Genomic DNA, 26,865 nt, shown 5'->3' on the forward strand with positions numbered 1-26,865 from the left:
AAGCGAGGAGCACCATGCCCGAGGAGATCATCCGGTCCCTGTCCGTGCACGGCCTGCGGTACCACTACCGCCTGCTGCGCCGCACGGAACCGGCAGGCCCGGCCGGCCGGGCGGGCGGACCGGGCACCGAACCCGTACTCGTCCTGGGCGGCGCGCTGCAGGGCATGTTCGGCTGGCCGCAGATGGACGACCACCTCGGCCAGGTGGCCGACGTGGTGACCGCGGACCTGCCCGGCATGGGCACCGCCGACCCGCTGCCGCCCGGACCCAGCGCCGCCGTCCTGCGCGCCGCGGTCACGGGGATCGTCGACGACATCGGCGCCCCCCGGATCAACCTGTTCGGCTTCTCGTACGGGGCGGCCATCGCCTTCGGCTGCGCACGGCACGACCCGGGGCGGATCGCCCGGCTCGCCCTCGGCGGTGTCCCCGTGCACATCGGCGAGGCCCAGCGCGAGCACTGGCGCCGGGCGACGCGGCGGCTGGCCGAGGGGGACGAGGAAGGATTCGCGGTGCTGGCCGCCGACGGGCTGATGTGCCTGGACCCGGACCGGCCCGTGTACCGCAGGGAGCTGGCCCGGCGCTACGTACGCCGCTCCTTCCTGCACGCGCTCAGCGATGGTTCGCCGCACGCCGCCGACTCGCTGCACCGGGCGCTGGGGGACCGGCCGGACTTCTCGGGGGGCCTGTCGGGTGTACCTGCCCTGGTCTTCGCGGGGGAGCACGACACGGTGACCGCGCCGGAGCGGCAGCGGGAGTTCGCCGGGACGATCGAGGGCAGCCGCTTCCTGACGCTCCCGGAATCCGACCACTGGGTCGTGCTGGAGCGGTCCGACGAGGTGGCCGCACTGGTCACCCGCTTCTTCACGGACCGGCCGGTGGACGGAGCGACGGCACCGGCTCCCGCACCCCTCCCGCACCAGGCGCCGGGGGAGGGCGGCGGGGTGCGCCGGACCGTGCCGGTCCGGGGGGCTTAGCGGGACACGAGGCGCGGACGAGCGTCCGGGGGGTGGTTCCGGCCGGGACCGGAACCACCCCCGGGCCGTCAGTGCCGGTGGCCGGAGCCGTTCACGTCGATCCGCACGATCTGCGGGTCGTGGTCGCTCGCCTGGTCGGCGAACTCCGCGTTGATGTGCACCACGTCGTAGTCGAAGCGGCGGATCGCGGGGCTGGTCAGGATGTGGTCCAGCGTCTGCGAGTTGCCGTCGTACACGTAGCTGTACTGCTCGCTCCGGGGGAGCGTCGTGATGAGCGGCCTGAGGACCCTGCCGCTGGTCAGCGCGTCCATCGTCGGGGAGAACGCGAAGTCGTTCAGGTCGCCGAGCGTGACCACCCGCGCCGACTTGTCCGCCTTCAGCAGCGAGGTGACGAAGGAGTTGACCTCGGTCGCCTGCTGCACGCGCTTCGTCTCCGAACCGCGCACCGGTTCCTGGTAGCGGCCGTGCAGCGGCTGGTCGCCGCCCTTGGACGCGAAGTGGTTGCCGATGACGAAGACCGGCTTGCCGCGGAAGCGGAACTCGCCCACCAGCGGCTTGCGGCTGTCGTCCCAGGCCGGGCTCGCCGGGTTGATCCGGCCGGGCGAGACGGAGAGGGTGACACCCTTCTTCGTCTTCACGGCCTGCACGGCGGTGGTCGCGTCGCCGCCCTCGCGGTCCACGAAGTCGACCCGCTCGGGGTTGAAGAGGAAGACGTTGCGGATGTTGCCGCCGGGCTCGCCGCCGTCCTGCCCGTCAGCGGGGGCTATGTAGCGCCACGCGTACCGCGGGCCGCCCGCCGCGACGATCGCGTCCGTGAACCGCTGCAGCGTGGCCTCGGAGCCGACCGTCCCGTCCTTCGTCGCGCCGTTGTCGTCCTGGATCTCCTCCAGCGAGACGATGTCGGGGGAGGAGAGGCTGACCGCGACCCCGGAGGCGAGCGTGTCGAACTTGGCCTGCTCGTCGAGCGCGTCGAGGTTCTCCACGTTGTACGTGGCGACCGCGAGCTCCTTGTGCTTCTGCTGCCGGGTCACCTCGCGCCGCAGCCCGTTGTCGGTGAGCGTGCCGAGCTCGGTGGCCTGGAGGTTGTACCCGCCGTACGACGCGTAGTCGATGACACCCGTCGTGGGGCCGGAGAGCTCGTCGCCCACGTCCGCCACCGGGACCGGCTGCGCGGCGTTCAGCGACATCACCTTGATGCGGCCGGTGTTCTGGTCCTCGTACGACGCGTAGAGCGTGCCGCCGCGCCGGGTGCGGTTCTCGTCCGGCTTGACGGTCACCCAGACCTCGTCGTACGCGGTCGTCGCACCCGTCACCCGGGTGTCGGCGATCGTGACGCGGGCGCCTTCGAGCGACTCGTACAGGTCCAGGGCGTACGCGGCCGGGTCCAGCGCCAGCGCGTCGATCGACCCGCCGCCCGCCGTCGGTACGTAGGCGTCGGGCACGGAACTCGAGTCGAGGACGAGGGGGGCCGGAAGGGCGTTGCCCGAGGACAGGACGGTGGACCTCGGGGCGGTGAGCTGGGTGAGCGACTGCGTGGTGGAGGACGGGTAGTACTCGGCCACCTTGCCGCTGACCAGGACCGAGTCGCCCACGGCCACGGCCGGGGCGGCGGAGCCGGTGTAGACGAACAGGCCCTCGCTCGTACGGGCGTCGGCGTCCGGCGTCGTGTCCTGGATCCAGAAGCCGCGCGAACCGCTGGTCCGTACGCCGGTGACGATGCCGGGGACCCCGGTCACCGACTGCCCGACGAGCGGGGACACCCGCGTCGTGCCCTGGATGTCGTGCACCCGCACGGTGCCGGGCTCGGTCGGTCCGCCGGGCTCGCCGGGGCCGGAACCGCCGGAGGTCTGGCCGGCCGCGTTGACGGGGGTCGGCGTGCTCGCGGTCAGGTCGGCGGCGTTGTCGTCGGTGTCCGCGAGGGAGGTGCCGCGTGCCACGGACGCCGTGGCCGACGTGCCCGTCGCCGGGCCGCTGCCCTCGCGCACGACCGCGGAGCCGTAGCCGACGAGGTCGACGATCCGGGTGTCCACGGCGCAGTCCGCGACGGTCTTGCAGGTCAGCGGGGTGGTGCCGGAGACGAGTGCGACGGTGCCGCTCGACGCGGACATCGCGACGGTGCCGGTGGCGTCGGCGGTCGGCAGGGCCACCGTGCCGCCGGTGCCCGCGGCCTGCGCGACGAGGTAGCGGCCACCGGGCGCGACGGCTCCGGACAGCTCGGAGACCTGCCACTGCGAACCGGCCGACGGGGTGCCCGGAAGGTACTGGACGCTGAAGCCGGACAGGCCGAACGGGCTCGGACCGGCGTTGGCCAGCTCGATGAAGTCGCGGGTGAGCGTCGCGCCGGAATTGCCGCCACCGCCGTACACCTCGGAGATCACGGCGGACGAGGACGGGGCCGCGAAGGCGGCGGGCAGCGCGGTCACCGAAAGCGCTACGGCGACGGCGCCGGCCAGCAGGGCGGAGCCGGGTCTGGCTATGTGCACGGGAACTGCCCCCAAGTGTGTAGTGAGGGGGCAAAAGCTATGCGCGTAGACCGTGAGTGACAAGGCATCAAGAGGTTAAATCCTGGAAACGGCCGGGTGCGCGGCCGCTGCGGCAGGCCGCCGGATGACCGTTCGTGACGCCGTTGGTGAGGCCGGGCGGGCGCCACGGTACGGTCACACACCGCGCCTTCCGCCTCGACACCGCGCGCCCCGTGGGCGACGGCCCGTACCGGCAGGGCTTCGCAACGCGGCCGGAGGGCCGTGAGGCGGTCGGGCCTTTGCCCCCATGGCGAGGGCGACCTGAAGCGCGGGTGCTCCGCCCGCCCGGACGAGGTGGGGTCGCGACGGGATGTCCCGGGCCGGATCGACGAGAACGATGCGCCCGGCACCGACCTGTCGTCACGCGAGGCCGGTCACACCCCGTCCGCGCTCACCGAGTCCGCGCCGCGCGGCTGTTCGGCGTCGAAGGACGGGTAGACGGCCAGCGAGAAGGAGTGCCCGGCCGGATCCGTGTAGACGCGGACATCGCGCGGACCGCTGTTGCTGTCCTTCGTGTCCACCGGCCGGGCGCCGAGGCCGATCGCCTCGCGCTCGGCCTCGTCCATGTCCCCCTCGTCCACCAGGATGCGCAGATGCGCCTGCTGGGAGTCCTCGGGGCGGGGCCAGCTGGGCGGGGCGTAGCCGTGGTCGCGGCGGACGGCCAGGTGCACCCCCGCGTTGCCGACGATCTCCACGAAGTCCGGATCGCTCCCGACCCGCGTCTCGGCGTCCAACAGGGCCGCGTAGAAGCCCGCGAGCTCCATGGGCTCGGCACAATCCAGGACCAGAACACTCGTCTTGAGGACAGTCATGCCGATCGGGTACCCCCGGTAGGGCGGAACACGCGGGACCCCGTGGCAGGGATCCGCCGGAATCACGGGCCGCCACCTAAGGGCTGTCCCGCAACTCCCGGCGGGCGCACGACGACAGCTACGGCACCTCGCCGCGTTGTCGGAACGCACGAATACGTCCAGTATTCGGGCGTCCCTCCGCCTTGCGACGCACCGCATCTGACGCCGCGCGCTGATCCACCAGGAATTGCGGGACAGCCCTTAGGGTGCGGACCATGGAAGAGAGCGCGGTGCACGGGAACCCTGACTCTCGTCCCGGCCCTTCCGACACCCGTCGCTGGCGCGCCCTCGCCGTCTGCCTGGTGGCGGGCTTCATGACGCTCCTCGACGTGTCCATCGTCAATGTGGCGCTGCCGTCCATCAAGGAGGGCCTCGACACCCCCGACTCCGACCTCCAGTGGGTGCTGTCCGGCTACGCGCTCGCGTTCGGGCTCGTCCTCATCCCCGGCGGACGGCTCGGCGACGCCCGAGGGCGGCGCACGATGTTCATGTGGGGCCTCACCCTGTTCACCCTGGCCTCCGCCGCCTGCGGGGCCGCCCAGTCCAGCCTCTGGCTCGTCATCGCCCGGCTGCTCCAGGGCGCGGCCGGCGGGCTGCTCTCGCCGCAGATCTCCGCACTGATCCAGCAGATGTTCTCGGGCCGCGAGCGGGGCCGGGCCTTCGGCATGTTCGGCACCGTCGTCGGCATCTCCACCGCCGTCGGCCCGCTCCTGGGCGGGCTGCTGATCCAGGGGGCCGGGGCGCAGGAGGGATGGCGCTGGGTGTTCTACGTCAACCTGCCGATCGGAGCCGTCTGCCTCCTGCTCGCCCACCGGCTGCTCCCGGACACCCCGTCCGCGGGCCGCGTCGGGCCGCGCGACCTGGACCCGGTCGGGGTGCTGCTGCTGGGCGCGGGGGTCCTGGCCCTGCTGCTGCCGTTCGTCCAGGCCCAGCAGTGGCCGGGCAACGGGAAGTGGCTGCTCGTCGTGGTGGCCCTGGTCCTGCTGACCGCCTTCGTCGGCTGGGAGTCCCGCTGTGCGAGGAAGGGCGTCCAGCCCGTGGTGGACCTCTCGCTCTTCCGGCTCCGGTCCTTCTGGCTGGGCTGTCTGATGATCCTGCTGTACTTCGCGGGCTTCACCTCGATCTTCTTCATCACCACGCTGTACCTGCAGTCGGGCCTGCACTACAGCGCCCTGGAGGCCGGCCTCGCGATCACTCCGTTCGCACTGGGCGCGGGCGGTGCGGCGACCATCGGCGGCCGGCTCGTCGGCCGGTTCGGCCGGCCTCTGATCGTCGTCGGACTGACCATGGTGGCCGTCGGGCTCGGCCTCACCGCACTGGCCGCGCACCTGGTGCCCGGCCGGGGCGCCGGACTGGCGATCGCGGCGCCGCTGCTGCTGGCCGGACTCGGCAGCGGACTCGTCATCGCCCCCAACCAGACCCTGACCCTCTCCGAGGTGCCGGTGCACAACGCGGGCAGCGCCGGGGGCACCCTCCAGACCAGCCAGCGGGTCGGTTCGGCCATCGGGATCGCCGCGGTGGGATCGGTCTTCTTCGCCCAACTGGGTCCCGACGGCTGGTCCGACGCGTACGACCGCGGTCTCGTCGTCTCCGTCGCGTTCGTCCTGGTCGCTCTGATCGTGGCCCTGGCCGACGTCGGAGCGGGCCGCCGGGGAAGAAGACGTCAGGAGACATCCGCAGCACCCGACCCGCAGAGAGGAACACGATGAGCGACGAGGAAGCAGAGCCGGGCGAGCCGGGCGGGAACACCTCGTACGGCCACAAGCCCTTCAAGCGGTCACGCAGCCACTTCGCCGACCGCATCACCGCCGACGGCCGTGACGGCTGGCCCGTCGAGGCCGGCCGCTACCGGCTGGTCGTCAGCCGGGCCTGCCCCTGGGCCGGCCGCGCACTCGTCTCCCGGCGGCTGCTCGGACTGGAGAGCGCCCTGTCCCTGGCCGTCGCCGACCCCATCCAGGACGACCGCAGCTGGCGCTTCACCCTGGACGAGGGCGGCCGCGACCCCGTGCTCGGCATCCGCTACCTGAGCGAGGCGTACGACGCGCGGGAGCACGGCTACCCGGGCGGGGTCAGCGTCCCCGCCGTCGTCGACGTACCGAGCGGCAGGCTCGTCACCAACGACTACCAGCGGATCACGCTGGACCTGGCCACCGAATGGACGGCGCTGCACCGCCCCGGCGCCCCCGACCTCTACCCGGAACCGTTGCGGGAGGAGATCGACGAGGTGATGGAGGGCATCTACCGCGACGTCAACAACGGCGTCTACCGGGCCGGATTCGCCGACGGCCAGGGCGCCTACGAGGCCGCGTACATCGATGTCTTCCGCCGCCTGGACCAGGTCTCGGAGCGGCTTGCCGACCGGCGCTACCTCGTCGGCGACACCCTCACCGAGGCGGACATCAGGCTCTTCACCACCCTGGTGCGTTTCGACGCCGTCTACCACGGCCACTTCAAGTGCAACCGCTCCAAGCTGGCCGAGGACCCTGTCCTGTGGGCGTACGTCCGCGACCTCTACCAGACCCCGGGCTTCGGCGACACGGTCGACTTCGACCACATCAAGCAGCACTACTACCGGGTGCACACGGGCATCAACCCGACCGGCATCGTGCCGCTCGGCCCCTACCTGTCCGGCTGGCTGACCCCGCACCACCGGGAGCAGCTGGGAGGCCGCCCGTTCGGCGACGGCACCCCGCCGGGCCCGGTGCCGCCCGGCGAGGAGGTACCGGCCCGGGGACGCCCCTGACCCGCCCTCGCTCCACCCGCGGTCTCCGCCGCGTCCGGCGGGCAACGCGCCGGCACCACACGCCCGGTCCGTGGTGCCGCCGGCCGGCGGGGGTGCCGGATTCGAGCGCCGGTCCACGCCCTCCCGCGTAGCGTGCGGTCCATGGTCGCGAAGAACGCCCCCGTACTCTCCCGCCGCGCGCTCAACCGGGCGACACTGGAACGCCAGATGCTGCTCCGGCGCACCCTCGTGCCGGTGAAGGACGTGGTCACCCGCCTGGTGGGACTGCAGGCGCAGAACACCAGGCCGCCGTACTTCCAGCTCCACTCCCGTATCGAGGATTTCGACCCCGCCGCGCTCTCCGCGCTGATGGAGTCCCGCGAGGTGGTCAGGATCGTCACCCTGCGCTCCACCATCCACACGCACACCGCCGACGACGCGCTCGCCCTGCGTCCCCTCGTCCAGCCGGCGCGCGACCGGGAACTGAAGATGTTCCGGAGCGGGCTCACCGGGGTGGACCTGGAACGGCTCGCCTCCCTCAGCAAGGAGCTCGTCGAGGAACGGCCCCGCACGATGAAACAGCTGCGGGAGGAGCTGACCGTGCACTGGCCGGACGCCGACCCGCGCGCCCTGTCGGTCGCCGCCCGCTGTCTGCTGCCGCTGGTCCAGGTCACCCCGCGCGGTCTGTGGGGACGCGGCGGACCGGTCGCGCTGACGACCGTCGAGCACTGGCTCGGCAGAGCCTCGCACCAGGCACCCGCGCCCGACGGGACCGTCCTGCGCTACCTCGGCGCCTTCGGACCGGCCTCCGTGAAGGACATGCAGATGTGGGCCGGACTCACCTGGCTGCGCGAGGTCTTCGAACGGCTGCGACCGCGGCTGGTCACCTTCCGCGACGAGAACGGTGTCGAGCTCTTCGACCTGCCGGACGCCCCGCGCCCCGGCCCCGACGTCCCCGCGCCGCCCCGCTTCCTTCCAGAATTCGACAACGTGCTGCTCGGCCACGCGGACCGGACACGGGTCATCCCGCCCGCGTACAAGGGACGCAACGGCGTCGGCAACCAGTCGTACGGAACGGTCCTCGTGGACGGCTTCCTGGCCGCGCTCTGGCGCCTCGACGAGACGACGGACGAGGCGACGGTCACCGTCCAGCCCCTGGGCGGCCTCAGCGGGGCGCAGCGCGAGGAGATCACGCAGGAGGCCGTGGAGATGCTGACGGTGATGTCGGCGGCCCCCGCGCACGACGTCCGGTTCGCCACGTTCATCGACTTCGGCGACTGAGGCGCGCCGGTCCCCCCGGCCCCCCGCACCGGGCCCTCACGGCAGCAGTCCCGCCCGACGCGCAGCCACCACCGCCTCGAGCCGGGTGTGCGCCCCCAGCTTCCGCATCGCGGAGCGCAGATAGCCCTTCACCGTCTCCGGCCGCAGCCCCAGCCGCTCGGCCGCCGCCGCGTTCGTCGCCCCCGACGCCACACAGGCGACCACATCCACCTCGCGCGGCGCCAGCCGTACGAGCCGCGCGGCGGGATACCGGCCCGCCCCCGCAGCCGAGGCGAGCCGCCCGCACACCGCGAGCAGCTCCTCGCGCAGTACCGGATCGACGATCTTCGGTGCCAGCGACCGCAGCTCACGGTGCGCCTCGCGGACGTCCTCCCAGGTGCCGGGTCGCCCGGGATCGGTGACCTGCTCCCGGGTCGCCGTCAGGAGCTGCTGCACCTCGTCCCGTACGGCCAGCCCCTGCTCGACATCCCGCGCCGCCGACGCCACCGCGTCGAACGTACGGTCCCCCAGCGTGAGCGGCTCGCGCAGCGCCCCGTACAGCACACCGCGCACCGTGCGGCGGACGACGACGGGCACCGCGACGACCGAACGCAGCCCTTCCGCCGCCACGGCCGTGTCGTACTCGTGGCTGATGTGGCGCGAGGAGGCGTAGTCGCTCACCGCACACGGCCGCGACAGGGCGATCGCCTTGCCGCCGAGCCCGCTGCCCGCCGAGATGACGAGCCCGCGCAGCGCGTCGGTCTGCGTCCCGTTCAGCTCGGCGATCCGCGCGTGGCGCGCGTCCGAGAGGAGCCCGCCGAAGACGACGGGCAGCCCACTCGTACGGCGCAGCCTCAGCAGCGCCGCCTGCAGTTCGGTCGCCTCGCCCGGTTCCGGCACGCCGATGACTCCCCGCCCTGTACGCCGTACCCCCGTTCGGGGGTGGTGAGATCTGGGTCACTGTTCACATGATGTTAAAGGACGGGTCCGCAATGAGGAGGGCACATGTCGGCAACCAGCGCGACGCAGACGTTCCGGGCAGCCCGGGACTTTCTGCTCGAGCACCGTGAGGACTACGCGAAGGCCTACGAAGGCTTCAGCTGGCCCCGCTCGGACCACTTCAACTGGGCGCTCGACTGGTTCGACGTCATCGCGGAGAACAACGACCGCACCGCCCTGCACATCGTCGAGGAGGACGGCCGGCGCACCGAGGTGTCCTTCGCCCGGATGGCCGCCCGCTCCAACCGGGCCGCGAACTGGATGCGGTCCCAGGGCGTGAGGGCCGGGGACCGCATCCTGGTCATGCTCGGCAACCAGACCGAACTGTGGGAGACCGCCCTCGCCGCGATGAAGCTGCGCGCCGTCGTCATCCCCGCCACCCCGCTGCTCGGTCCGGTCGACCTGCGTGACCGGGTGGAGCGCGGCAGGGTCCGCCACGTCATCGTACGGTCGGCGGACACGGCGAAGTTCGACGAGGTGCCCGGCGACTACACCCGGATCGCCGTCGGCGACGAGGCCCAGGGCTGGCGGAGCTACGGCGGGGCCGACGAGGCCCCGGACACGTTCACGGCGGACCGCGAGACCGACGCCGACGAACCGCTGATGCTGTACTTCACCTCAGGGACGACGGCGAGCCCCAAGCTGGTCGAGCACACCCACGTCTCGTATCCGGTCGGCCACCTGGCCACGATGTACTGGATCGGGCTCAAGCCCGGCGACGTCCACCTGAACATCTCCTCGCCCGGCTGGGCGAAGCACGCCTGGTCGAACCTCTTCGCGCCGTGGAGCGCCGAGGCCACCGTCTTCATCTTCAACTACACCCGCTTCGACGCGGCCCGGCTGATGGCGGAGATGGACCGCTCCGCCGTGACCAGCTTCTGCGCACCGCCCACCGTATGGCGCATGCTCATCCAGGCGGACCTGACCCAGCTCAGGACACCGCCGCGCGAGGTCGTCGCCGCAGGCGAACCGCTCAACCCGGAGGTCATCGAGAGCGTACGGCGCGCCTGGGGCGTCACCATCCGGGACGGGTTCGGCCAGACGGAGACCGCCGTCCAGGTGGCCAACTCGCCGGGGCAGCCGCTGAAGGCGGGCTCCATGGGGCGGCCCAGCCCCGGCTTCAGGGTCGAGCTCCTCGACCCGGTCACCGGTGAGGCGGGCGCCGTGGAGGGCGAGATCTCCCTCGATCTGTCCGCAGCCCCCGTCGGCCTGATGACCGGCTACCACGGCGACCCGGACCGGACGGCCGAGGCGATGGCGGGCGGTTACTACCGCACCGGAGACATCGGGTCGCGTGACGAGGACGGCTACATCACGTACGTGGGGCGGGCCGACGACGTGTTCAAGGCCTCCGACTACAAGATCTCGCCGTTCGAGCTGGAGAGCGCCCTGCTGGAGCACGAGGCGGTCGCCGAGGCCGCGGTCGTGCCCGCACCCGACCCGGTGCGGCTGTCCGTCCCGAAGGCGTACGTCGTGCTGGCGGAGGGCTGGGAGCCCGGTCCGGACACGGCGAAGGTCCTCTTCGCGCACTCCCGGGCGGTCCTCGCCCCGTACAAGCGCATCCGCCGGCTGGAGTTCGCCGAACTGCCCAAGACCGTCTCCGGCAAGATCCGCCGGATCGAGCTGCGCGAGCGCACGGCCCAGGGAACGGGCACCGAGTTCGACGAGGGGGACCTGCGATGAGCGAGCCGTCCTACGCGCACGGCACCGGCACCACCGCCCTGCTCGGCGACACCATCGGGCGCAACCTCGACCGGGCGGTCCGCGCCTTCCCGGAGCGGGAGGCCCTCGTCGACGTGGTGTCCGGACGCCGCTGGACGTACGCCGAATTCGGCGCCGCCGTCCAGGAGCTGGCCCGCGGGCTGATGGCATCCGGCGTCGCCAAGGGGGACCGGGTCGGTATCTGGGCGGTCAACTGTCCGGAGTGGGTGTTCGTCCAGTACGCGACGGCCCGCATCGGCGCCGTCATGGTCAACATCAACCCGGCCTACCGTGCCCACGAGCTGGAGTACGTGCTCAAGCAGGCCGGGATCTCGGTCCTGATCGCCTCGCTCGCCCACCGCACCAGCGACTACCGCGCACTCGTCGGCCAGGTTCGCGCCGACTGCCCGGCCCTGCGCGCCGTGCACTACATCGGCGACCCGACCTGGGACGAGCTGACGGCGGCGTCAAAGTCCGTCGCCGTGGAGCAACTGATCTCCCGGGAAGCCGAGTTGTCCTGCGACGACCCGATCAACATCCAGTACACCTCGGGCACCACCGGTTTCCCCAAGGGAGCCACCCTCTCCCACCACAACATCCTGAACAACGGCTACTTCGTGGGGGAGACGGTCGGCTACACGGAACAGGACCGGGTCTGTCTGCCGGTGCCCTTCTACCACTGTTTCGGCATGGTCATGGGGAACCTCGGCATCACGTCGCACGGCGCCTGCATCGTGATCCCCGCCCCTGCCTTCGAGCCCGCCGCCGTGCTCGCGGCCGTCCAGCAGGAGCGCTGCACCTCGCTCTACGGCGTGCCCACCATGTTCATCGCGGAGCTCGACCATCCCGACTTCGCCTCGTACGACCTCTCCTCGCTGCGCACCGGGATCATGGCCGGATCCCCGTGCCCGGTCGAGGTGATGAAGCGGGTCGTCGCCGAGATGCACATGGACGAGGTGTCCATCTGCTACGGGATGACCGAGACCTCACCCGTCTCCACGCAGACCCGCAGGGACGACGACCTGGAGCGCCGCACGGGCACGGTCGGCAGGGTGCTGCCGCACATCGAGGTGAAGGTGACCGACCCGGTGACGGGGCTGACCCTGCCGCGCGGCGAGTCCGGGGAGCTGTGCACGCGGGGGTACAGCGTGATGCTCGGCTACTGGGACCAGCCGGAGCGGACCGCCGAAGTCCTCGACGCGGGGCGCTGGATGCACACCGGGGATCTCGCGGTGATGCGGGAGGACGGGTACGTCCGGATTGTCGGCCGCATCAAGGACATGATCATCCGTGGTGGCGAGAACGTGTACCCGCGGGAGATCGAGGAGTTCCTCCACAGTCATCCGAAGATCGCCGACGTGCAGGTGGTCGGGGTGCCTCATGCCACGTACGGGGAGGAGATCCTGGCCTGCGTCATCCCGCGCGACCCGGCAGACCCGCCCACGCTCGACGAGGTGACGGCCCACTGCCGCGAGCGGCTGGCACACTACAAGATCCCGCGACGGCTCCAGATCCTGGAGACCTTCCCGATGACGGTCAGCGGGAAGGTCCGGAAGATCGAACTACGGGAGAACTACGGGGGGTAGCGCGCGCCGGCGCCCCGCGGGACGGCCGGCGCACCCCCGGGGTCATGCGGCTTCGATGATGTCGGAGCCTATGCCCCGGGTCGCCGCCGCCCACTCGATGAGCAGCACCTCGTACTTCGCGGATTCCACGGACGACCAGTCCTGGCCGGCGCGCGCGTCCACGAGTGCGCGAATCGCCTCGTTCGCCTCGACGGCGGACTGGTGTGTCGGCTGAGTCGGGAAAACGGGGATGGAACGGGTGGAAAGTCGTGGAGTTAATACCATGCCTTCACTCTACGTCCCCACACTGACAACAGCTCGAACATATGCGGCCCACACGGCACAGGTGACCGAAATCATTGCCCGGGACGGAAGGGGAGTTCGCCACGCATGCACACGCGCGGCCAGCGGTCCAGGCCGTGTTCCGCCTCCCGCGCCCTGATCGAGCGCAGTCCTGCGCCGAGTTCGTCCGCCGCCAGTGTCCGAAAACCGAGGCGGGCATAGTACGGGGCGTTCCAGGGGACCTCGGCGAAGGTGGTCAGTGTGAGTGCGCTCAGGCCTTCCCGCTCCGCCCGGACGGCGGCCTGGCCGATGAGGGCGCGGCCCACGCCCTTGCGGCCGGCCGCCGGGGTGACCGACACCTGCTCGATGTGGGCCGCGCCGTCGACGCGGTCCACGATCAGGTAGCCGACCGGGAGATCAGTGTCCTCGTCCGCCGCCGTCCAGCAGCGGCCGTCGCGGCGGTAGTTCTCCAGCATGTCGAGCGGTGGCGGGTCGTCGTCCGCGACGGACTGCATGCCGAGGGCCCTGAAGCGCTCACCGGCGGCACGCTCGATGTCCTGGAGCTGGGGGAGTTCGGCGCGGCGGGTGGGACGGATGCGCATGGGCCGAGTATGACGGGAGATCAGGGACCGGTGCCGACCAATTTCTCGGCGGCGCCGTTCACCGGCCGGGGTGTGCCCGTGAGGTCCATGACGAAGAGCGGGATGGAGAGGCCGTCCGCCCGCGAGCGGGCGTCGTCCGCGTAACCGGCGAGGGAGAAGTGCACGCCGGACACCGACGCGCTGAGGGCGTTGAGCCAGAGGCACTCGACGTCGCGCAGGGCGGTGGGCCGGGTGGTCGAGTCGACCTGGGCGATGAGCCCTGCCGCCCGCAGGTCTATCCGGGAGGTGGGCCGCACCTCGGGCTGGACGACGTCCCGGTAGCCCAGCCAGGTCAGGTAGAGCGCGGCCGCGCTCACCGCGTCGCGCGCCGTACGGATCACCAGGGGCTGGAACATCGGGCGCGGATGCGCGGCCGTGCGCGGGAGCGGGATGGGGGACGGGCCCGTCGGGGCGGACGGGGTGATGCCGCGCGTGGCCACCGGGCGCACCGGTATGCGCAGCACGGTCCCGCAGGGGCAGCACAGCTCGGGGTAGGGCCACTGGTCACGGCGCCCGCAGGAGTGGCAGCGCACGCTCACCCAGTCGTCGTCCCACGTGCGGTGGGTGATCGGCTCGGCCGGGGCGCCGCGCATCAGCGGCGGGGCGGTCGGGGAGCCGCACGGGCAGGGGTACACCGGCGTGACGTACGCGTGCTCCCGGCTGCAGACCGGGCAGCGCACCGGTACGGACTCCACGTTGTGCCCCTCCCCGCCGCCGCTGCCGCGGCGACTGCGTTCCGTATCTCCATCGTCCACCAGGAGCGACGCTCCGGGGAGGGACTTGGCGTACTTCGTCCGGACACTTTCGCCGTGCCGCTCACGCGCCGCCCGTGCTCCCTCGGCGGCCCGGCGGGCCCGCCGAGGTCCTCGCGGCGCGCGGGCCCCTGCTCACCCCTCGGTCCGCACGGTCGCGCCGTTCCCGGGCACCCGGTAGTACTCGGACATCGACAGCTTCAGCTCGAAGACCATCCCGTACCGCTCGCGGATGTCCGCCACCGTTGCCGGCGCCGGTTCGTGCAGATGCCGTGTGACGGGCGGGTTGCTCCCCACCCGCGGATCCGAGCCCGCCACCAGCTCCGCGGGGCTGCTGCGCACGGTGTCCCAGGACTCGTTCTGCGAGGGGTCCCCGACCTGGGCCGACGATGACGCGCCGGCGGGCGGGCGCACAGCCCGGCGAAGTCGTCGGGTGTGGTCGTGAGGAGTGGAGGGGATGGTCCACGGCCACAGCGATGGCGGCGATCATCCGGCCGGGCCCCCGGCGACGGGGCTTGGGTCCTCGCTGATCACCGCGGCACAGATGCGGCCGTGGACGCGGGCCACCTCAGCACCGAAGGGGATGGGGTCGAAACTCGCTCTCGGCGCGCGGACCGTCCCGGAGACCGGCGGGTGCGGCGGTTCGTTGTGCCACTCGTGTGGCTTTTGGCGGGGCAGCGACGTGATTGCCGTGATTCCCACCCGGACCGGACGACCATGCAGACGTGCTGCGGCGCCGACCCTCGGGAGGAATTATGAGAAGAGAGGACGGCGCTGCGGTGGCCACCGGTGTCACCGTCGAACGCCTCGCCGGGCTCCGTGCGTGGAACGTGGGGCTCACGCTGCTGCACCTGGTCCAGGCCCTGGCGATCCTCTTCCTCGCCGGTAGCTTCTCGATCACCGTCACCTCCTCCCTGCCCGAGGGGCCCCCGGGGACGAAGGCGCCTGCCCCCGAAGCACTGTTCGACGTCCCGATCGGCTGGGCCGTCGCCGTCTTCCTCACCCTCGCGGCACTGGACCACCTGCTGACGGCGACGGTGTGCCGCGGCACCTACGAACGCGACCTGAGACGCGGCATCAACCGTTTCAGGTGGCTGGAGTACGCGCTGAGCGCGACCCTGATGGTGCTCCTCATCGGCTTCTACTCGGGCATCACCAGCCTCAACGCCGTCATCGCCGTCATCGGCGCCAACGTCGGGATGATTCTCTTCGGCTGGATCGAGGAGGAGATGAACCCGCCGGGACGGGTGGTGACCACGATGCTCCCGTTCTGGTTCGGGACGCTGGTCGGCCTGACGCCGTGGCTCTCGATCACGTACAACATCGTCGCGGCCGGGGCCGTCCCCGGCTTCGTGTACGGGATCGTTCTCGTCCAGGCCGCCCTCTTCTTCAGCTTCGGTCTCAACCAGTGGCTCCAGTACCGCGGAGTCGGCCGGTGGTCCGACTACGCATACGGCGAGAAGGCCTACCTGGTTCTCAGCCTCGTGGCGAAGTCCCTCCTGGCATGGCAGATCTTCACCGGCTCGCTGACCGGATGAACCTCCTTGGTCCGGGGTGGTCCCGCGGCCTCAACACCACCGACTGCCTTTCCACGCGTCGCTGTTCCGCCAGGGAGGACTCCTGACGCGGTGTCGCGGGTTCGAATCCTGCCGGAGGCTCGGAGAAGCAGCAGGTAAGGGGGTGCTCTATGTCGTTGGTCAATCGGGGGGCTTCTCCGCCGTGGATCGAGGTTCCGGGCCCAGAGGCCAGCGGTCCCGTTGCAGGACCGCGAAGGAGATAACGGGGCAGGGCCGCCCCGACGCGCGCCTCATGTGGTGTTCCGCCCCCCGACGTGCTGTCGCACCGCTCCTCGTGGCCGGATCGCGCCCTACCCGCGCCCGGGACGGGCCCGGATCATCGACCCATGGGGGACACCGGGAACACCTCGCGGCGTCCGGACCGGACCGACGACCGGGACCATCCCGCCCACGCCCTGCTCGTAGGCTGCGAAGGCGCCACGGTCCCCGGGCCACCCGCCCCGCCCGACTGCCCGGACTGCGGCCTCCGTGGGGACCGGTACCCCACCGGCCACCCGGGGTGCTGGGTCCTCCTCGAGCCCCGCATTCTCGTACCCGCTCACACCGTGCCCCCGCGGCGGCGGTGGATCATCACCTCGACCGGAACCGCCATGAACCTGTGGGACGCGGAGCCGCTCCCCGGTACCGGGTGCCGTCTCCCGCACCGCCTCGCCTGCCCCGCCGCGGGGGCGGAGGAGCCATGGTCGTGGATCGTGGCGCTGCGGCGGCACAACGACCTACGGGCGCAACGCCTGTTCGACCTGCCCGACGAGGACGTCACGGGTGCCGGGTGACCGTGGCGGGGTACGTGCCCGTGCGCAGGGGGCAGGGGTGCGGTACCCGCCCCGCGGTGTTCACCGGGCCCCGGCGCTGCCCGCGCGCTCCTGTCCGGGCGGCTGACCCCGGGCATCATCGACGGCCTGTGAAGTGCGTCCGGCCGGGCTCCTGGCGGCCGTGCCTTAGGGTCGGGAGCCAGCCGTGCGGGCCGACCGACCGCGGCGGGGACATGAGGGAGGCACCGTGCGTTTGAGGGTGGAATTCACCACCGAGCCCTTCGACCTGGACGAGGCGCCCGCCCATGCGGTGGTGGCCCGGGAGCTGATCCGGACGGCCGGCCTGGACGCGGTGGACGTCGGCCCCTTCGGCAACACGGCGGAGGGCGGCGCGGACCAGGTCCTCACGGCCGTGGACTCGCTGCTGCGCAGGGCCCTGGACTCGGGCGCCACCCGGGTCTCGCTCCAGGTCAACGTGATCGGGGAGGACACCCCGTGACCGGACAGTCGGACCATCCCCTGGTCGCCGCGGTGAAGCCGCTCGTCGACGCCATGGGCGCCGAGCTGCTGGGGCCCGAGCAGGCGCAGGCCGACGACGTGGTGCTCGCCTGGGAGGGCCAGGACGTCATAGCCGTGCGACTCCCGCAGCTCTCCGACTCGCTCGACCACATCCTGGCCGGAATGGAGCGGCGGCACGGAATGCCGCTCGCCGACCTGGACCGCAAGACCAAACAGCGGATCGTGCGGACTCTGGAGGCGCGTGGTGCCTTCGCCGTACGGCACGGCGTGGAGACCGTGGCGGGCGCCCTGGGCGTCAGCCGGTTCACGGTCTACAACTACCTCAACCGGGAAAACGCCGCCAAGGGCGGGTAGTTGACCACGGTGTGGCCGAGCGCCCGGGGTGCCGCTGACCGGATGCCGGGACCGCGGCTCCTCGCGTCCGCAGTATTTCAACAAACTGTTGACGTCATGTGGTGAAGGGCGTTAGCTGTCCGCAACGCGAACAGCGCACAGCGAAGAAGCAGCCACGGAGGCTCCCGTGACGTCGAGCTCCACAGCGGGCCTCGCCCGGTTCAACACCCTGCCGGCCGACGAGGCCACCGCCGCGCTGCACGAGGTGTGTGCCAGCACGGCATGGGGGAGTGCCGTCCTCGCCCACCGGCCCTACGCCACCACGGAAGCCCTGTTCACCGCGAGCGACGCCGCCACGGCCGGGCTCTCCCCCGAGGACCTGGCCGAAGCGATGGCGGGCCATCCGCCGATCGGCCGGCCGAGACCCGGGGATCCGGCCTCCGCCCGGGAACAGCGGGGGATGGCCGGGGCGTCCGAGGAGCTCAGGACCGAGATGCTCGAACTGAACCTGGCCTACCAGGAGCGGTTCGGTCACGTGTTCCTGATCTGCGCCACCGGGGCCACGGGTGAGCAGATGCGCGACGCGGTGAGGTCCCGGATCGGGAACCCGCCCGAGCGGGAGCGTGAGATCGTGCGCACCGAACTGGGAAGGATCAACCGCATCCGGCTGACCCGCCTCGTGCGGGACTCCCCAGAACAAGGAGCGTGACGGTCTTGAGCACCGACACCACCGCATCGGTGTCCACCCACGTCCTGGACACCAGCGTCGGCCGCCCCGCCGCGGCCGTCACCGTCTCGCTCGCCGCCCGCGGCGGCGCCGCGCCGTACGTGACGCTCGGCGGATCCGTGACCGACGCGGACGGGCGCTGCAAGGACCTGCCGGCCCTGCCGGAAGGCACCACCCATGTACGGCTCGTCTTCGACACCGAGTCGTACCTCACCAGCCAGAAGCGAGCCGAGGCGCAGCAGGACGCCCCCCGCGCAAGGGACAGCGGTGCGTTCTTCCCGGAGGTGGCGATCGCGTTCGCCGTCGCGCCGGGCGAGCACTATCACGTGCCGCTGCTGCTCAACCCGTTCGGCTACTCCGTTTACCGAGGGAGCTAGCAGGCCATGCCCACGATTCTCGGCCAGAACCAGTACGGCAAAGCAGAGAACCGCGTCGTCGGGATCACGCGGGACGGTGCCACCCACCACATCAAGGACCTCAACGTCTCCGTCGCCCTCTCCGGCGACATGGACGAGGTCCACTACTCCGGCTCCAACGCGCACGTCCTGCCGACCGACACCACCAAGAACACGGTGTTCGCGTTCGCCAAGGAGCACGGCATCGAGTCCGCCGAGCAGTTCGGCATCCACCTCGCCCGGCACTTCGTGACCTCGCAGGAGCCGATCGAGGTCGCCCGCATCCGGATCGAGGAGTACGCCTGGGAGCGCATCGCGACCTCGGACGCCCCCTCGGATTCCACCGGCGCCGACGACGTCAAGCACTCCTTCGTCCGCAAGGGCCAGGAGACTCGCACCACCCAGATCACCTTCGACGGAGAGAAGTGGGAGGTCATCTCCGGTCTCAAGGACCTCACCGTGATGAACTCCACCCACTCCGAGTTCTGGGGTTACGTCAAGGACCCGTACACGACGCTCAAGGAGGCGTACGACCGCATCCTCGCGACCGACGTGTCCGCGAGGTGGCGGTACAACTGGACCAGCGACGAGGAGCGCATGCCGCACTGGGAGGAGTCCTACGAGCAGGCGCGCAGGCACATGCTCCAGGCCTTCGCCGAGACCTACTCCCTGTCGCTGCAACAGACCCTCTACCAGATGGGCTCGCGCATCATCGAGAGCCGGAGCGAGATCGACGAGATCCGCTTCTCGCTGCCCAACAACCACCATTTCCTGGTGGATCTGGAGCCGTTCGGACTCGAGAACGATACGGCCGAGGGCGCGGTCTATCTCGCCGCCGACCGGCCGTACGGCCTCATCGAGGCGACCGTGCTCCGGGACGGCGTCGAGCCGAGGATCCCGGTGGACCTGACCAACCTCTGACGTAGTACCGAGCCGGCCTCCCCCGTCCCGCAGCCGGGCGGGGGCCGGACATCACCCTCACACCTCGGCACCCACGGCCTCGACGCCGTGGCGCTCACATCCTCCTCGGGTCCTGCCGTGCCCACCCCGCCAGAGACGGAAGAAGGAAGCACCATGGCAGCTTCGGCGGACCCCAGGCCCACAGAACGCATCGTCATCGAGAACTGTGCGATCGCGACCGTCGACGCCCATGACACCGAGTACGCCTCGGGCCACGTCGTCGTGGCGGGCAACCGCATCGAATCCGTCGGCGCGGGCAGTGCTCCCGGCGGCCTCGCCGGCGTCGTACGGCGCATCGACGGCACCGGCCACCTCGTCACGCCCGGACTGGTCAACACCCACCACCACTTCTACCAGTGGATCACCAGAGGGCTCGCGACCGACCACAACCTCTTCGACTGGCTGGTCGCCCTGTACCCGACCTGGGCGCGCATCGACGAGCCGATGGTCCGCGCCGCCGCCCAGGGGTCACTCGCCATGATGGCCCGCGGCGGAGTCACCACCGCGATGGACCACCACTACGTCCACCCGCGGGGCTCCGGTGACCTGTCCGGCGCCATCATCGGGGCCGCCCGCGACATGGGCGTGCGCTTCACCCTCGCCCGCGGCTCCATGGACCGCAGCGAGAAGGACGGCGGACTGCCGCCGGACTTCGCCGTGGAGACCCTCGACGGGGCGCTCGCCGCCACCGAGGCGGCCATCGACGCACACCACGACACCTCGTTCGACGCGATGACCCGGATCGCCGTCGCGCCCTGCTCCCCCTTCTCCGTGTCGACCGAACTTCTCCGGCAGGGTGCCGAGCTGGCCCGCCGCCGCGGAGTGCGCCTGCACACGCACGGGTCCGAGACCGTCGAGGAGGAGCAGTTCTGCAAGGAACTCTTCGGCATGGGCCCGACCGACTACTTCGAGTCGACCGGCTGGCTCGGCGACGACGTGTGGATGGCGCACTGCGTCCACATGAACGACTCCGACATCGCCGCCTTCGCCCGCACCGGCACCGGTGTCGCGCACTGCCCGTCCTCCAACGCCCGCCTCGCCGCGGGCATCGCCCGCGTCCCCGACATGCTCGCCGCCGGCGTCCCCGTCGGCCTCGGCGTGGACGGCACCGCGTCCAACGAGTCCGGCGAACTCCACACCGAACTGCGCAACGCCCTCCTCATCAACCGACTCGGCGCCCACCGCGAGAAGGCCCTGAACGCCCGCCAGGCCCTGCGCCTGGGGACGTACGGCGGCGCGCAGGTCCTCGGCCGCGCCGAGGAGATCGGCTCCCTGGAGGCCGGCAAGCTCGCCGACCTCGTCCTGTGGAAGCTCGACACCCTCGCCCACGCCTCCATCGCCGACCCGGTGACCGCACTCGTGTTCGGCGCCGCGGCCCCCGTCACCCTCTCCCTCGTCGACGGCAGACCCGTCGTCGAGGACAACCACCTCGTCACGGCGGACGAGGACGCCCTTGCCCGCGTGACCCGCGACGAGGCCCGGCGTCTGGCGCGGATCGCCGCCGGAGCCTGACGCTCCGCACCCTCCCGCCTCGCTGCGGGAGCGTGTGTGCCGGACGCACCTGCCCGGCACACACGCCCTGGTCAGCCGATGCGGAAGCCCTCGCCGTACACCCGCCATACCAGAGGGGTCTCCAGCTGGAGTCTGCCTTCGCGCACGAAGACGCGCTGCGCCGTCTCCACCCGGCTGGTGTCGCTGTGCGAGGGCTCCTTGCGGATCGCGGCCACACGGGCGTCCAGGAAGGCGTTCAGATAGACCTCCTCGTCGCCTTCCTCGGACGGCGGATCGGCCGCCGCGAGGGCCTGGGCGCGCATCGTGCGGAAGCCGACCGTGCCCTTCCCGTCCGTCTCACCGTGCATCACGTACGCGTCGTAGTAGATGAACTGCCCCAGGGCGCTGAGCCCGTCCGCCTCGGCGCGGGCGACCGCCGGGTCGAAGTACGCCTCGTCGAGCTCCGCGTTCTGCGCCGACCGGAACGCCGGGTCGGCCGCGGCCCTCGCCCAGGCCGCGGTGAACGCTCCACCGAGCCCCTCGTGCGAATCGCTGCCGGCCACCGCCCGCAGCGCCGGCAGGAAACGCACGAGCGCGTTTCCCGGGCGCGACGTCCCGTACCTCTCGACGACCTTCAGCATGTCGCCGGTGCCGGAGCAGAATCCGATGATGCCGGCGGTGTAGCCGCGGCCGTCCCCGATGTCCTCGATGTAGCCGTACTGCGCCTTCCAGTCCAGCGAGGAGTTCTCCGCGCTGGACACCAGTCGCATGGCGATGTCCTTCTTCGCCGGATCGTCGAGACTCTTCTCCGGGGACCCGGAGGCGGACCCGGAGCAGCCGGTCAGGACGAGGGCCACGGCGGTGGCGAGGGCGAGACGGAAGGGCTTCACCCGCCAAGCGTGCCAGGCGGGGGTCCGGGACCGGCGGGCGCCGTGCGGCTGTAGCGTTCGGGGCATGGAAGATCAGTCTGTTGTGGACGTCGGCGATGTGCGGCTGGCGTATCGGACCTGGGGCGATGCCTTCGGCTCGCCCGTCGTCCTGCTGCACGGCCTCGGCGGCTCGTCCGCGAGCTGGGAGGCCGTGGGCGACCTGCTCGGCGAGGAATGGCGGGTGTACGCCCTGGATCTGCGCGGGCACGGCGAGAGCGACTGGCCGGACGAGTACGCGTTCGAGCAGATGCGGGACGACGTCCTCGGGTTCCTCGACGCGTGCGAGCTCGACCGGGTCGGCGTCGTCGGGCACTCGATGGGCGGAGTCGTCGCCTATCTGCTCGCCGAGGAGCACGCGGACCGGGTCGAACGCCTGGTGCTCGTGGAGACCCCGCCACCGTTCCCGGGGCAGGTGGCCGGCGGCCGCCCCACGGGGCCGGTGGACTACGACGAGAACGCCGTCCCGGAGATCAAGGCCCAGATCGCCGCCCCCGACCCGCGGTGGGAGGAGGAGCTGGGGCAGATCGTCGCGCCGACCCTGATGATCGCCGGCGGACCGGAGAGCGCCATGCCGCAGGACCGGCTGCCCGACATGGCCTCCCTCATCCCCGACTGCCGGCTGATCACGCTGGGCGGTGGCCACCAGGTGCACAAGCGGCACGCGGACCAGGTCGCTCAGCAGATCACCGAGTTCTTCACCAGCTGAATCCGTGGCCCGGGACCGGGCCTGGTCCCGGGCTGCCCCCGGTGTTGTCAGTGCCGGGTGCCAGGATCCGTCCCATGGATCTCGCACCCTTCTTCGCCGATCTCGACGCCCAGCCGTGGGCCACCTACCAGCACGCCTACGGCAGCGCCGCCGACGTGCCCGACTGCCTGCGGGCGCTGGCGGACGAGGACGACGAGGTCGCCGCCGAAGCGCTCGGCGAGCTGTACGGGAGCATCCTGCACCAGGGCTCGGTGTACGAGGCCACGGCACACGCCGTCCCGTATCTGGCACGGCTCGCCGGTGCGGGGGTACGCACCGCTGAAGTGCTCGCCCTGCTCGGCGGGATAGCGGAGGGCGGGGCGGACGAGGGGGAGAGCGACGAGGCCGCCTGCCGACGGGCCGTGACCGACCAACTGCCCCTGCTGCTGGCCTCACTGGAGGCCGGGAGCGGCGACGTACGGCAGGCCGCAGCCTGGGCGGCGGCCATGACCGGGGCCTCGGAACAGGTGTGTCCGGTGCTGCGGACCCGCTTCGCCACGGAGGGCGAGCCGCTGGTCCGTGCCGAACTCCTCGGCGGCCTGGCCCACCTGGACCCGGAGGGCACCGCCGGCCTGGCGGCCGGGGCCATCGGCCCGGACGGGCCGGGTGAGCTCCGGATCGCCGCGCTGCTCGCCTGCGTGGACGCGGGCGAGCCCTGGACCGCCGCGCACCACGAGGCGATGCTCGGCCTGCTGCCCGCCGACGGCCTGGTCTCCGGCCGTATGGACCTCGCCCGGAACGAACCCCTGAAGTACGTGGTCTCCGAGCTCCTGCTCCGTGACACGGACGCCGACCGCGACGCCGCGTACGGACTGCTGGACGCCGCGCTGCGCGCTGAGCTGCCCGAGGCGCGGACCGAGGCCCTGTGGGCGGCGGAGTCCGCCTGCCAGATCTCACGCAGCGCGCCGGACAGGGTGGCCGGCCCGCTGGTCGCCGCGGTCCTCGGCGACCCCCCGACCGCAGGACGGGCGCTGTCACTCCTCCGACTGCTGGGCCGCCGCGCCGCCGCAGCGGCTCCCGTCCTGGCCGAACTCGCCGCGACGGGCGGCGACGCGGCGGACCGGGCACTCGAAGCGCTGGTGAGCGTGGACCCGGCGCCGGCCGTGTCTCTGCTCTCCCGTGACCTGGAGAACCGGCCCCGGGCGCTCGGCGCCGCCTGCGGCGGGCCGCTCGGCTCCTCGCCCACGGTGCCGTTCGACGCCGGACTGCTCACCGCGGTCCGCGCCCGGCTGGCCACGCCGGGGAAGCTGAGCAACAACGAACCCTTCCGGTACGCGGCGCTGCTGGAGTCCTGGGGAGACCGGGCAGCCCCGGCCCTGCCCGAACTGGGCGCCGCGCTGCCCACGTTCCCGCAGCCGATGGCGAGGGCTCTCGCCGCCGTCTGCCCACCGGAACACCGTGAGTCGACGGGCGGGCTGCTGCGCCGGGCGGCCCGGTCGGGACCGCCTGAGGCCCGGCTCGCCGCGGCCCGGGCCCTGTGGCAGCTCACCGACGACGCAGGTCCCCTGCTGACCGTCCTGGCCGTGCAGCTCACCGGCGACGGGGGCCGCGTACGCGAGGCCGCGGCTGCCGCCGCCGAACTGGGACCGAAGGCGGCCGAGCTGGTGCCTGCCCTCGTGGCGGCGGTGAGCGCGCCCGGGCCGGCCCGCGTCATTCCGCACCTGGACGCGGACGTGGCGATCGCCGAGGCGCTGTGGCGGATCACGGGCCGGGCCCAGGAGCCGTCGCGCCTTCTGGCCGGGGTGCTGGGCGAGACCGAGCTGAGCTGGATGCGCTGGACCCTGCTACGAGCCGCACGGGTCGCCGCCCGGCTGGGGGACCAGGGCCGTCCGCTCGTACCCGCGCTGGAGGGACTGCTCGCCGATCCGCTCCACAGGCCGGCCGCGGTGCTCGCCCTGCACGCGATCGCGCCCGGGACCCTCGATGGCCGCGCGGCGGCCGGGCTGCTGCTGGATTCGGCGGAGGCGGACGCCGACCCGGCCACGGCGCTGGAGGCGCTCCGGGCCCTCGGTCCGGACGCGCTGACCGAGGACCACGGGCGGCGGCTCGCCGCCCTGGCCGAGCGGGACCTGAGGGTGACGGCCTCCGGCGTGGAGACCACCATCGCCTCCACCGACGACCGGCTGCGGGAACAGGCCAGGGAGGTGCTGCGGGCGATGAGCGGGGGTGCGGCCGCGCCGGAGTCCTGAGCGGGTCCCGGGTCCCGGAGCGTCACCGCGAGCTGCGTCGGTCTGCCGTCAGCCGCCCGGCCGCCAGTCCGGGCGGCGCCCGCTCAGCGCGATCACACGGTCGAGCAGCGGCGCGTCGTGCGGAACCGGCACGGGCGGGCCGAAGGGCCCGCCGGGCTCCGCCTCGTCGTCCGCCGGGGCCAGCAGCGCCTCCGACGAGCGCAGACTCGCCTCGTCCGCACGGAATTCCTGCCCGGTCGACCGGGCCAGATCCCAGCCGTGCACGACCAGCTCGTTCGACACGACCATGGCGGCGACCGAGCCGGGCAGGTCCACCCCGCCGGCCCGGGTCATGCCCTCCCGGGCGGTCGGGGCGCGCCACGCCGTGACGAGCTCGTCCAGCAGCGCAGGCAGCGACTCCCGCCAGTCGTCGGGGAGGAGCGGCGGTGCCGAGTCCGGTGAGGTGTCCGTCGTCGGCCCCAGCTCCTTGCGTGCCGCGTCACGGAAGGCCACGGACAGGCCGAGCAGATGGGCGAGCAGCTCACGGACCGCGTAGTCCGGGCAGGGCGTGGGCCCGGACAGCTGCCGGTCGTCGACGGAGCCGGCCAGTTCGCCGATCTGCCGGGCCGCGGGTTCCAGATCGAAGGCGGGCGCTGTCGCGTCGTGCGTATCCATACCTCTTCAGACCCCTCCCGAGCCCGGAACTCATCGCGGACATTGCGGAACGTTCCGATCCGTCCCCTTGTCGGCAGCCCCACCGGCATGGCATACAGGTCTGGACCATTGCTTCCGGACGGAAGGCATCACCGTGCAACGCCCCCACGCACGCACCGCGTTGGCCTGCTCCGCAGCCCTGCTCCTCGCCACGCTCACCTCCTGCGGAGGATCCGCGGAAGCGGACACGCGGAAACCGACGGCACCCGAGGGGGTGACCGCGCAGGCCGGCAGCGCCACGTCCGTGCACGTCATGTGGGAACAGGCCTCGGACAACCAGGGGATCACCGGCTACGAGGTCTACCGCGAGGGCAGGAAGGTCAGGTCCGTACCGGCCGCCAAGCTGATGACCGACATCGAGGGGCTGACCGCCTCGACCGCGTACACCTTCACCGTCCGGGCCCGCGACGCCGCGGGGAACCTCTCCGCCCCGAGCGCCGCCGTCCCCGTCACCACTCCCGCCCCCACCCCCACCGACGCCGAGCCGCCCACCGGGCCGCTGAAGCTGCGCGGCGAGGCCGAGAACGGCAGGGCGGTCACCCTGTCCTGGGGCGGCTCCACGGACGACGTGGGAGTCACCTCGTACGACGTCTACCAGGAGGACTCCAGAATCCACAGCGTGCCCGGAACGCAGACCACGGCCCGCATCACCGGGCTGCGCCCCGGCACCGTCTACACCTTCACCGTCCGCGCCCGGGACGCCGCCGAGAAGTCCTCCCCGGACAGCGACCCGCTCGACCTCACCACCCCCTCGGCCCCCGGCGCGCCGGCCAGTACGGCCCCCACGGGCCTGCGGACGAAGGCGGCCACCGAGGGCGAGGAGTCCGTGATCGACCTCTCCTGGGACCAGCCCGAAACCGGCGGCGCGATCCCCGCGTACCAGCTGTACCTGAACGGCCGGCTGACCACCACGATCGTCTGGGGCGGCACCCCGCCCGCAGGCCGCGCGACCTACCGGCTCACCGTCACCGACCCGCCCGGCACGCGCTACTCGCTCAAGATCCGGGCCCAGCTGCCCGACGGGACGTGGGGTGACTTCTCCGCCCAGCGCACGGTCGTACTCACCGGCTGAGCGCGGTCAGCCCCGCGCGGCGAAGCCCACGAAGGCCGCCCAGCCGCCGGGGGTGACGGACAGGACCGGCCCTGCTGTGTCCTTCGAGTCGCGCACGTGGACGGTACCGGGGCAGGCCGCGACCTCGACGCATTCGCCGCCCGAGCCCGTGCTGTAGCTGCTCCTGGACCACGCGGACTCGGGCAACGCTTCCGCGCTTGGGGCGCGGGCGGTG

Annotated in this window: 27 protein-coding genes and 1 pseudogene; 17 read left to right on the forward strand and 11 right to left on the reverse strand. The window is 72.1% G+C overall.

What is annotated here, in order from left to right; genetic code table 11:
* Positions 1-14 precede the first annotated feature (14 nt).
* The gene (locus tag AB0F38_RS09655) at positions 15-974 is read left to right on the forward strand and encodes an alpha/beta hydrolase (RefSeq protein WP_361889349.1); all 960 of its coding nucleotides are present in this window, start codon (positions 15-17) and stop codon (positions 972-974) included.
* Between the two features lie 68 nt (positions 975-1,042).
* On the opposite strand, the gene AB0F38_RS09660 is transcribed toward AB0F38_RS09655, so the two are convergent.
* The gene (locus AB0F38_RS09660) at positions 1,043-3,457 is read right to left on the reverse strand and encodes an endonuclease/exonuclease/phosphatase family protein (RefSeq protein ID WP_361889846.1); all 2,415 of its coding nucleotides are present in this window, start codon (positions 3,455-3,457) and stop codon (positions 1,043-1,045) included.
* A 413-nt stretch (positions 3,458-3,870) separates the two neighbouring features.
* The gene (locus tag AB0F38_RS09665; protein ID WP_361889352.1) at positions 3,871-4,308 is read right to left on the reverse strand and encodes a VOC family protein; all 438 of its coding nucleotides are present in this window, start codon (positions 4,306-4,308) and stop codon (positions 3,871-3,873) included.
* Between the two features lie 254 nt (positions 4,309-4,562).
* Between AB0F38_RS09665 and AB0F38_RS09670 the strand changes: the two genes are divergently transcribed.
* The 3 genes from AB0F38_RS09670 to AB0F38_RS09680 all read left to right on the forward strand — a co-directional run bounded on the left by AB0F38_RS09670 (position 4,563) and on the right by AB0F38_RS09680 (position 8,350).
* Positions 4,563-6,056: an MFS transporter gene (locus AB0F38_RS09670; protein WP_361889354.1), complete on the forward strand. Its 1,494-nt coding sequence runs from the start codon at positions 4,563-4,565 to the stop codon at positions 6,054-6,056.
* Entirely contained in the window at positions 6,053-7,090 is a 1,038-nt protein-coding gene (locus AB0F38_RS09675) for a glutathione S-transferase C-terminal domain-containing protein (RefSeq protein WP_361889357.1), read from the forward strand. The genes AB0F38_RS09670 and AB0F38_RS09675 overlap by 4 nt, the downstream gene beginning before the upstream one ends.
* A gap of 141 nt (positions 7,091-7,231) precedes the next feature.
* On the forward strand, positions 7,232-8,350 hold the full coding sequence (locus AB0F38_RS09680; RefSeq protein WP_361889360.1) for a winged helix DNA-binding domain-containing protein: 1,119 nt from the start codon (positions 7,232-7,234) through the stop codon (positions 8,348-8,350).
* Between the two features lie 36 nt (positions 8,351-8,386).
* Here AB0F38_RS09680 and AB0F38_RS09685 read toward each other — a convergent pair whose 3' ends face one another.
* Positions 8,387-9,229 (reverse strand): helix-turn-helix transcriptional regulator, encoded by an 843-nt coding sequence (locus tag AB0F38_RS09685; RefSeq protein ID WP_361889362.1) that lies wholly within the window; start codon positions 9,227-9,229, stop codon positions 8,387-8,389.
* Between the two features lie 105 nt (positions 9,230-9,334).
* Here AB0F38_RS09685 and AB0F38_RS09690 point away from each other — a divergent pair, with 105 nt between their 5' ends.
* Together AB0F38_RS09690 and AB0F38_RS09695 are read left to right on the forward strand one after the other, a co-directional pair.
* On the forward strand, positions 9,335-11,011 hold the full coding sequence (locus AB0F38_RS09690) for an AMP-binding protein (RefSeq protein ID WP_361889365.1): 1,677 nt from the start codon (positions 9,335-9,337) through the stop codon (positions 11,009-11,011).
* Positions 11,008-12,615 (forward strand): AMP-binding protein, encoded by a 1,608-nt coding sequence (locus tag AB0F38_RS09695; protein WP_361889367.1) that lies wholly within the window; start codon positions 11,008-11,010, stop codon positions 12,613-12,615. Before AB0F38_RS09690 ends, AB0F38_RS09695 begins: the two co-directional genes overlap by 4 nt.
* A 42-nt stretch (positions 12,616-12,657) precedes the next feature.
* Here AB0F38_RS09695 and AB0F38_RS09700 read toward each other — a convergent pair whose 3' ends face one another.
* The 5 genes and pseudogenes from AB0F38_RS09700 to AB0F38_RS09720 all read right to left on the reverse strand — a co-directional run.
* Complete coding sequence (locus AB0F38_RS09700) at positions 12,658-12,879, reverse strand: hypothetical protein (RefSeq protein WP_361889370.1); 222 nt, start codon at positions 12,877-12,879, stop codon at positions 12,658-12,660.
* A 71-nt stretch (positions 12,880-12,950) separates the two neighbouring features.
* Positions 12,951-13,478: a GNAT family N-acetyltransferase gene (locus AB0F38_RS09705; protein WP_361889373.1), complete on the reverse strand. Its 528-nt coding sequence runs from the start codon at positions 13,476-13,478 to the stop codon at positions 12,951-12,953.
* A gap of 20 nt (positions 13,479-13,498) precedes the next feature.
* A complete protein-coding gene (locus AB0F38_RS09710; protein WP_361889849.1) occupies positions 13,499-14,212 on the reverse strand; it encodes a hypothetical protein in 714 nt (237 codons plus the stop codon).
* A gap of 192 nt (positions 14,213-14,404) precedes the next feature.
* Positions 14,405-14,611, reverse strand: a complete 207-nt coding sequence (locus AB0F38_RS09715) for a hypothetical protein (RefSeq protein WP_361889870.1) — start codon at positions 14,609-14,611, stop codon at positions 14,405-14,407.
* 74 nt (positions 14,612-14,685) lie between these two features.
* Positions 14,686-14,863: pseudogene (locus tag AB0F38_RS09720) on the reverse strand (VapC toxin family PIN domain ribonuclease); the annotation flags it as partial.
* Between the two features lie 161 nt (positions 14,864-15,024).
* On the opposite strand from AB0F38_RS09720, the gene heR reads away from it, so the two are divergent.
* From heR to AB0F38_RS09760, 8 genes are all read left to right on the forward strand, one after another.
* Complete coding sequence (heR, locus tag AB0F38_RS09725) at positions 15,025-15,807, forward strand: heliorhodopsin HeR (protein ID WP_361889375.1); 783 nt, start codon at positions 15,025-15,027, stop codon at positions 15,805-15,807.
* Positions 15,808-16,172: 365 nt separating this feature from the next.
* Complete coding sequence (locus tag AB0F38_RS09730; protein WP_361889378.1) at positions 16,173-16,619, forward strand: DUF6083 domain-containing protein; 447 nt, start codon at positions 16,173-16,175, stop codon at positions 16,617-16,619.
* Between the two features lie 226 nt (positions 16,620-16,845).
* Positions 16,846-17,097 carry a hypothetical protein gene (locus AB0F38_RS09735; protein ID WP_361889380.1) on the forward strand — a complete coding sequence of 84 codons (252 nt, stop codon included), beginning with the start codon at positions 16,846-16,848 and terminating at the stop codon, positions 17,095-17,097.
* A 53-nt stretch (positions 17,098-17,150) separates the two neighbouring features.
* On the forward strand, positions 17,151-17,471 hold the full coding sequence (locus AB0F38_RS09740; RefSeq protein WP_361889852.1) for a helix-turn-helix domain-containing protein: 321 nt from the start codon (positions 17,151-17,153) through the stop codon (positions 17,469-17,471).
* Positions 17,472-17,637: 166 nt separating this feature from the next.
* Positions 17,638-18,159 carry a 2-oxo-4-hydroxy-4-carboxy-5-ureidoimidazoline decarboxylase gene (gene uraD / locus AB0F38_RS09745; protein ID WP_361889383.1) on the forward strand — a complete coding sequence of 174 codons (522 nt, stop codon included), beginning with the start codon at positions 17,638-17,640 and terminating at the stop codon, positions 18,157-18,159.
* A gap of 5 nt (positions 18,160-18,164) precedes the next feature.
* Complete coding sequence (gene uraH / locus AB0F38_RS09750; RefSeq protein WP_361889386.1) at positions 18,165-18,554, forward strand: hydroxyisourate hydrolase; 390 nt, start codon at positions 18,165-18,167, stop codon at positions 18,552-18,554.
* 6 nt (positions 18,555-18,560) lie between these two features.
* Positions 18,561-19,493 (forward strand): factor-independent urate hydroxylase, encoded by a 933-nt coding sequence (pucL, locus tag AB0F38_RS09755; RefSeq protein WP_361889389.1) that lies wholly within the window; start codon positions 18,561-18,563, stop codon positions 19,491-19,493.
* A gap of 153 nt (positions 19,494-19,646) precedes the next feature.
* Positions 19,647-21,044, forward strand: a complete 1,398-nt coding sequence (locus tag AB0F38_RS09760) for an 8-oxoguanine deaminase (RefSeq protein ID WP_361889392.1) — start codon at positions 19,647-19,649, stop codon at positions 21,042-21,044.
* 71 nt (positions 21,045-21,115) lie between these two features.
* Here AB0F38_RS09760 and AB0F38_RS09765 read toward each other — a convergent pair whose 3' ends face one another.
* Positions 21,116-21,913, reverse strand: coding sequence for a chitosanase (locus tag AB0F38_RS09765; RefSeq protein ID WP_361889395.1), 798 nt, complete (start codon positions 21,911-21,913; stop codon positions 21,116-21,118).
* A gap of 64 nt (positions 21,914-21,977) precedes the next feature.
* Here AB0F38_RS09765 and AB0F38_RS09770 point away from each other — a divergent pair, with 64 nt between their 5' ends.
* Positions 21,978-22,658: an alpha/beta hydrolase gene (locus AB0F38_RS09770; protein ID WP_361889398.1), complete on the forward strand. Its 681-nt coding sequence runs from the start codon at positions 21,978-21,980 to the stop codon at positions 22,656-22,658.
* 74 nt (positions 22,659-22,732) lie between these two features.
* Positions 22,733-24,886, forward strand: a complete 2,154-nt coding sequence (locus AB0F38_RS09775; protein ID WP_361889400.1) for a hypothetical protein — start codon at positions 22,733-22,735, stop codon at positions 24,884-24,886.
* Positions 24,887-24,934: 48 nt separating this feature from the next.
* Here AB0F38_RS09775 and AB0F38_RS09780 read toward each other — a convergent pair whose 3' ends face one another.
* Positions 24,935-25,540, reverse strand: a complete 606-nt coding sequence (locus tag AB0F38_RS09780; RefSeq protein WP_361889403.1) for a TIGR03086 family metal-binding protein — start codon at positions 25,538-25,540, stop codon at positions 24,935-24,937.
* Between the two features lie 133 nt (positions 25,541-25,673).
* On the opposite strand from AB0F38_RS09780, the gene AB0F38_RS09785 reads away from it, so the two are divergent.
* On the forward strand, positions 25,674-26,651 hold the full coding sequence (locus AB0F38_RS09785) for a fibronectin type III domain-containing protein (protein ID WP_361889406.1): 978 nt from the start codon (positions 25,674-25,676) through the stop codon (positions 26,649-26,651).
* 6 nt (positions 26,652-26,657) lie between these two features.
* On the opposite strand, the gene AB0F38_RS09790 is transcribed toward AB0F38_RS09785, so the two are convergent.
* Positions 26,658-26,837 carry a DUF397 domain-containing protein gene (locus AB0F38_RS09790; RefSeq protein ID WP_361889409.1) on the reverse strand — a complete coding sequence of 60 codons (180 nt, stop codon included), beginning with the start codon at positions 26,835-26,837 and terminating at the stop codon, positions 26,658-26,660.
* Positions 26,838-26,865 lie beyond the last annotated feature (28 nt).

Source organism: Streptomyces sp. NPDC025273 (genome assembly GCF_040638585.1).
Lineage (GTDB): Bacteria > Actinomycetota > Actinomycetes > Streptomycetales > Streptomycetaceae > Streptomyces > Streptomyces cinereorectus.

Excerpts from the sequence above, each read along its gene's own strand:
- AB0F38_RS09690 (WP_361889365.1), top strand. The coding sequence starts at position 9,335 with ATGTCGGCAACCAGCGCGACGCAGACGTTCCGGGCAGCCCGGGACTTT.
- AB0F38_RS09780 (WP_361889403.1), bottom strand. The coding sequence starts at position 25,540 with ATGGATACGCACGACGCGACAGCGCCCGCCTTCGATCTGGAACCCGCG.
- AB0F38_RS09760 (WP_361889392.1), top strand. The coding sequence starts at position 19,647 with ATGGCAGCTTCGGCGGACCCCAGGCCCACAGAACGCATCGTCATCGAG.
- AB0F38_RS09770 (WP_361889398.1), top strand. The coding sequence starts at position 21,978 with ATGGAAGATCAGTCTGTTGTGGACGTCGGCGATGTGCGGCTGGCGTAT.
- AB0F38_RS09655 (WP_361889349.1), top strand. The coding sequence starts at position 15 with ATGCCCGAGGAGATCATCCGGTCCCTGTCCGTGCACGGCCTGCGGTAC.
- AB0F38_RS09740 (WP_361889852.1), top strand. The coding sequence starts at position 17,151 with ATGGGCGCCGAGCTGCTGGGGCCCGAGCAGGCGCAGGCCGACGACGTG.
- AB0F38_RS09665 (WP_361889352.1), bottom strand. The coding sequence starts at position 4,308 with ATGACTGTCCTCAAGACGAGTGTTCTGGTCCTGGATTGTGCCGAGCCC.
- AB0F38_RS09775 (WP_361889400.1), top strand. The coding sequence starts at position 22,733 with ATGGATCTCGCACCCTTCTTCGCCGATCTCGACGCCCAGCCGTGGGCC.
- AB0F38_RS09670 (WP_361889354.1), top strand. The coding sequence starts at position 4,563 with ATGGAAGAGAGCGCGGTGCACGGGAACCCTGACTCTCGTCCCGGCCCT.
- AB0F38_RS09675 (WP_361889357.1), top strand. The coding sequence starts at position 6,053 with ATGAGCGACGAGGAAGCAGAGCCGGGCGAGCCGGGCGGGAACACCTCG.
- AB0F38_RS09680 (WP_361889360.1), top strand. The coding sequence starts at position 7,232 with ATGGTCGCGAAGAACGCCCCCGTACTCTCCCGCCGCGCGCTCAACCGG.
- AB0F38_RS09695 (WP_361889367.1), top strand. The coding sequence starts at position 11,008 with ATGAGCGAGCCGTCCTACGCGCACGGCACCGGCACCACCGCCCTGCTC.
- AB0F38_RS09730 (WP_361889378.1), top strand. The coding sequence starts at position 16,173 with ATGGGGGACACCGGGAACACCTCGCGGCGTCCGGACCGGACCGACGAC.
- heR (WP_361889375.1), top strand. The coding sequence starts at position 15,025 with ATGAGAAGAGAGGACGGCGCTGCGGTGGCCACCGGTGTCACCGTCGAA.
- pucL (WP_361889389.1), top strand. The coding sequence starts at position 18,561 with ATGCCCACGATTCTCGGCCAGAACCAGTACGGCAAAGCAGAGAACCGC.
- AB0F38_RS09700 (WP_361889370.1), bottom strand. The coding sequence starts at position 12,879 with ATGGTATTAACTCCACGACTTTCCACCCGTTCCATCCCCGTTTTCCCG.
- AB0F38_RS09705 (WP_361889373.1), bottom strand. The coding sequence starts at position 13,478 with ATGCGCATCCGTCCCACCCGCCGCGCCGAACTCCCCCAGCTCCAGGAC.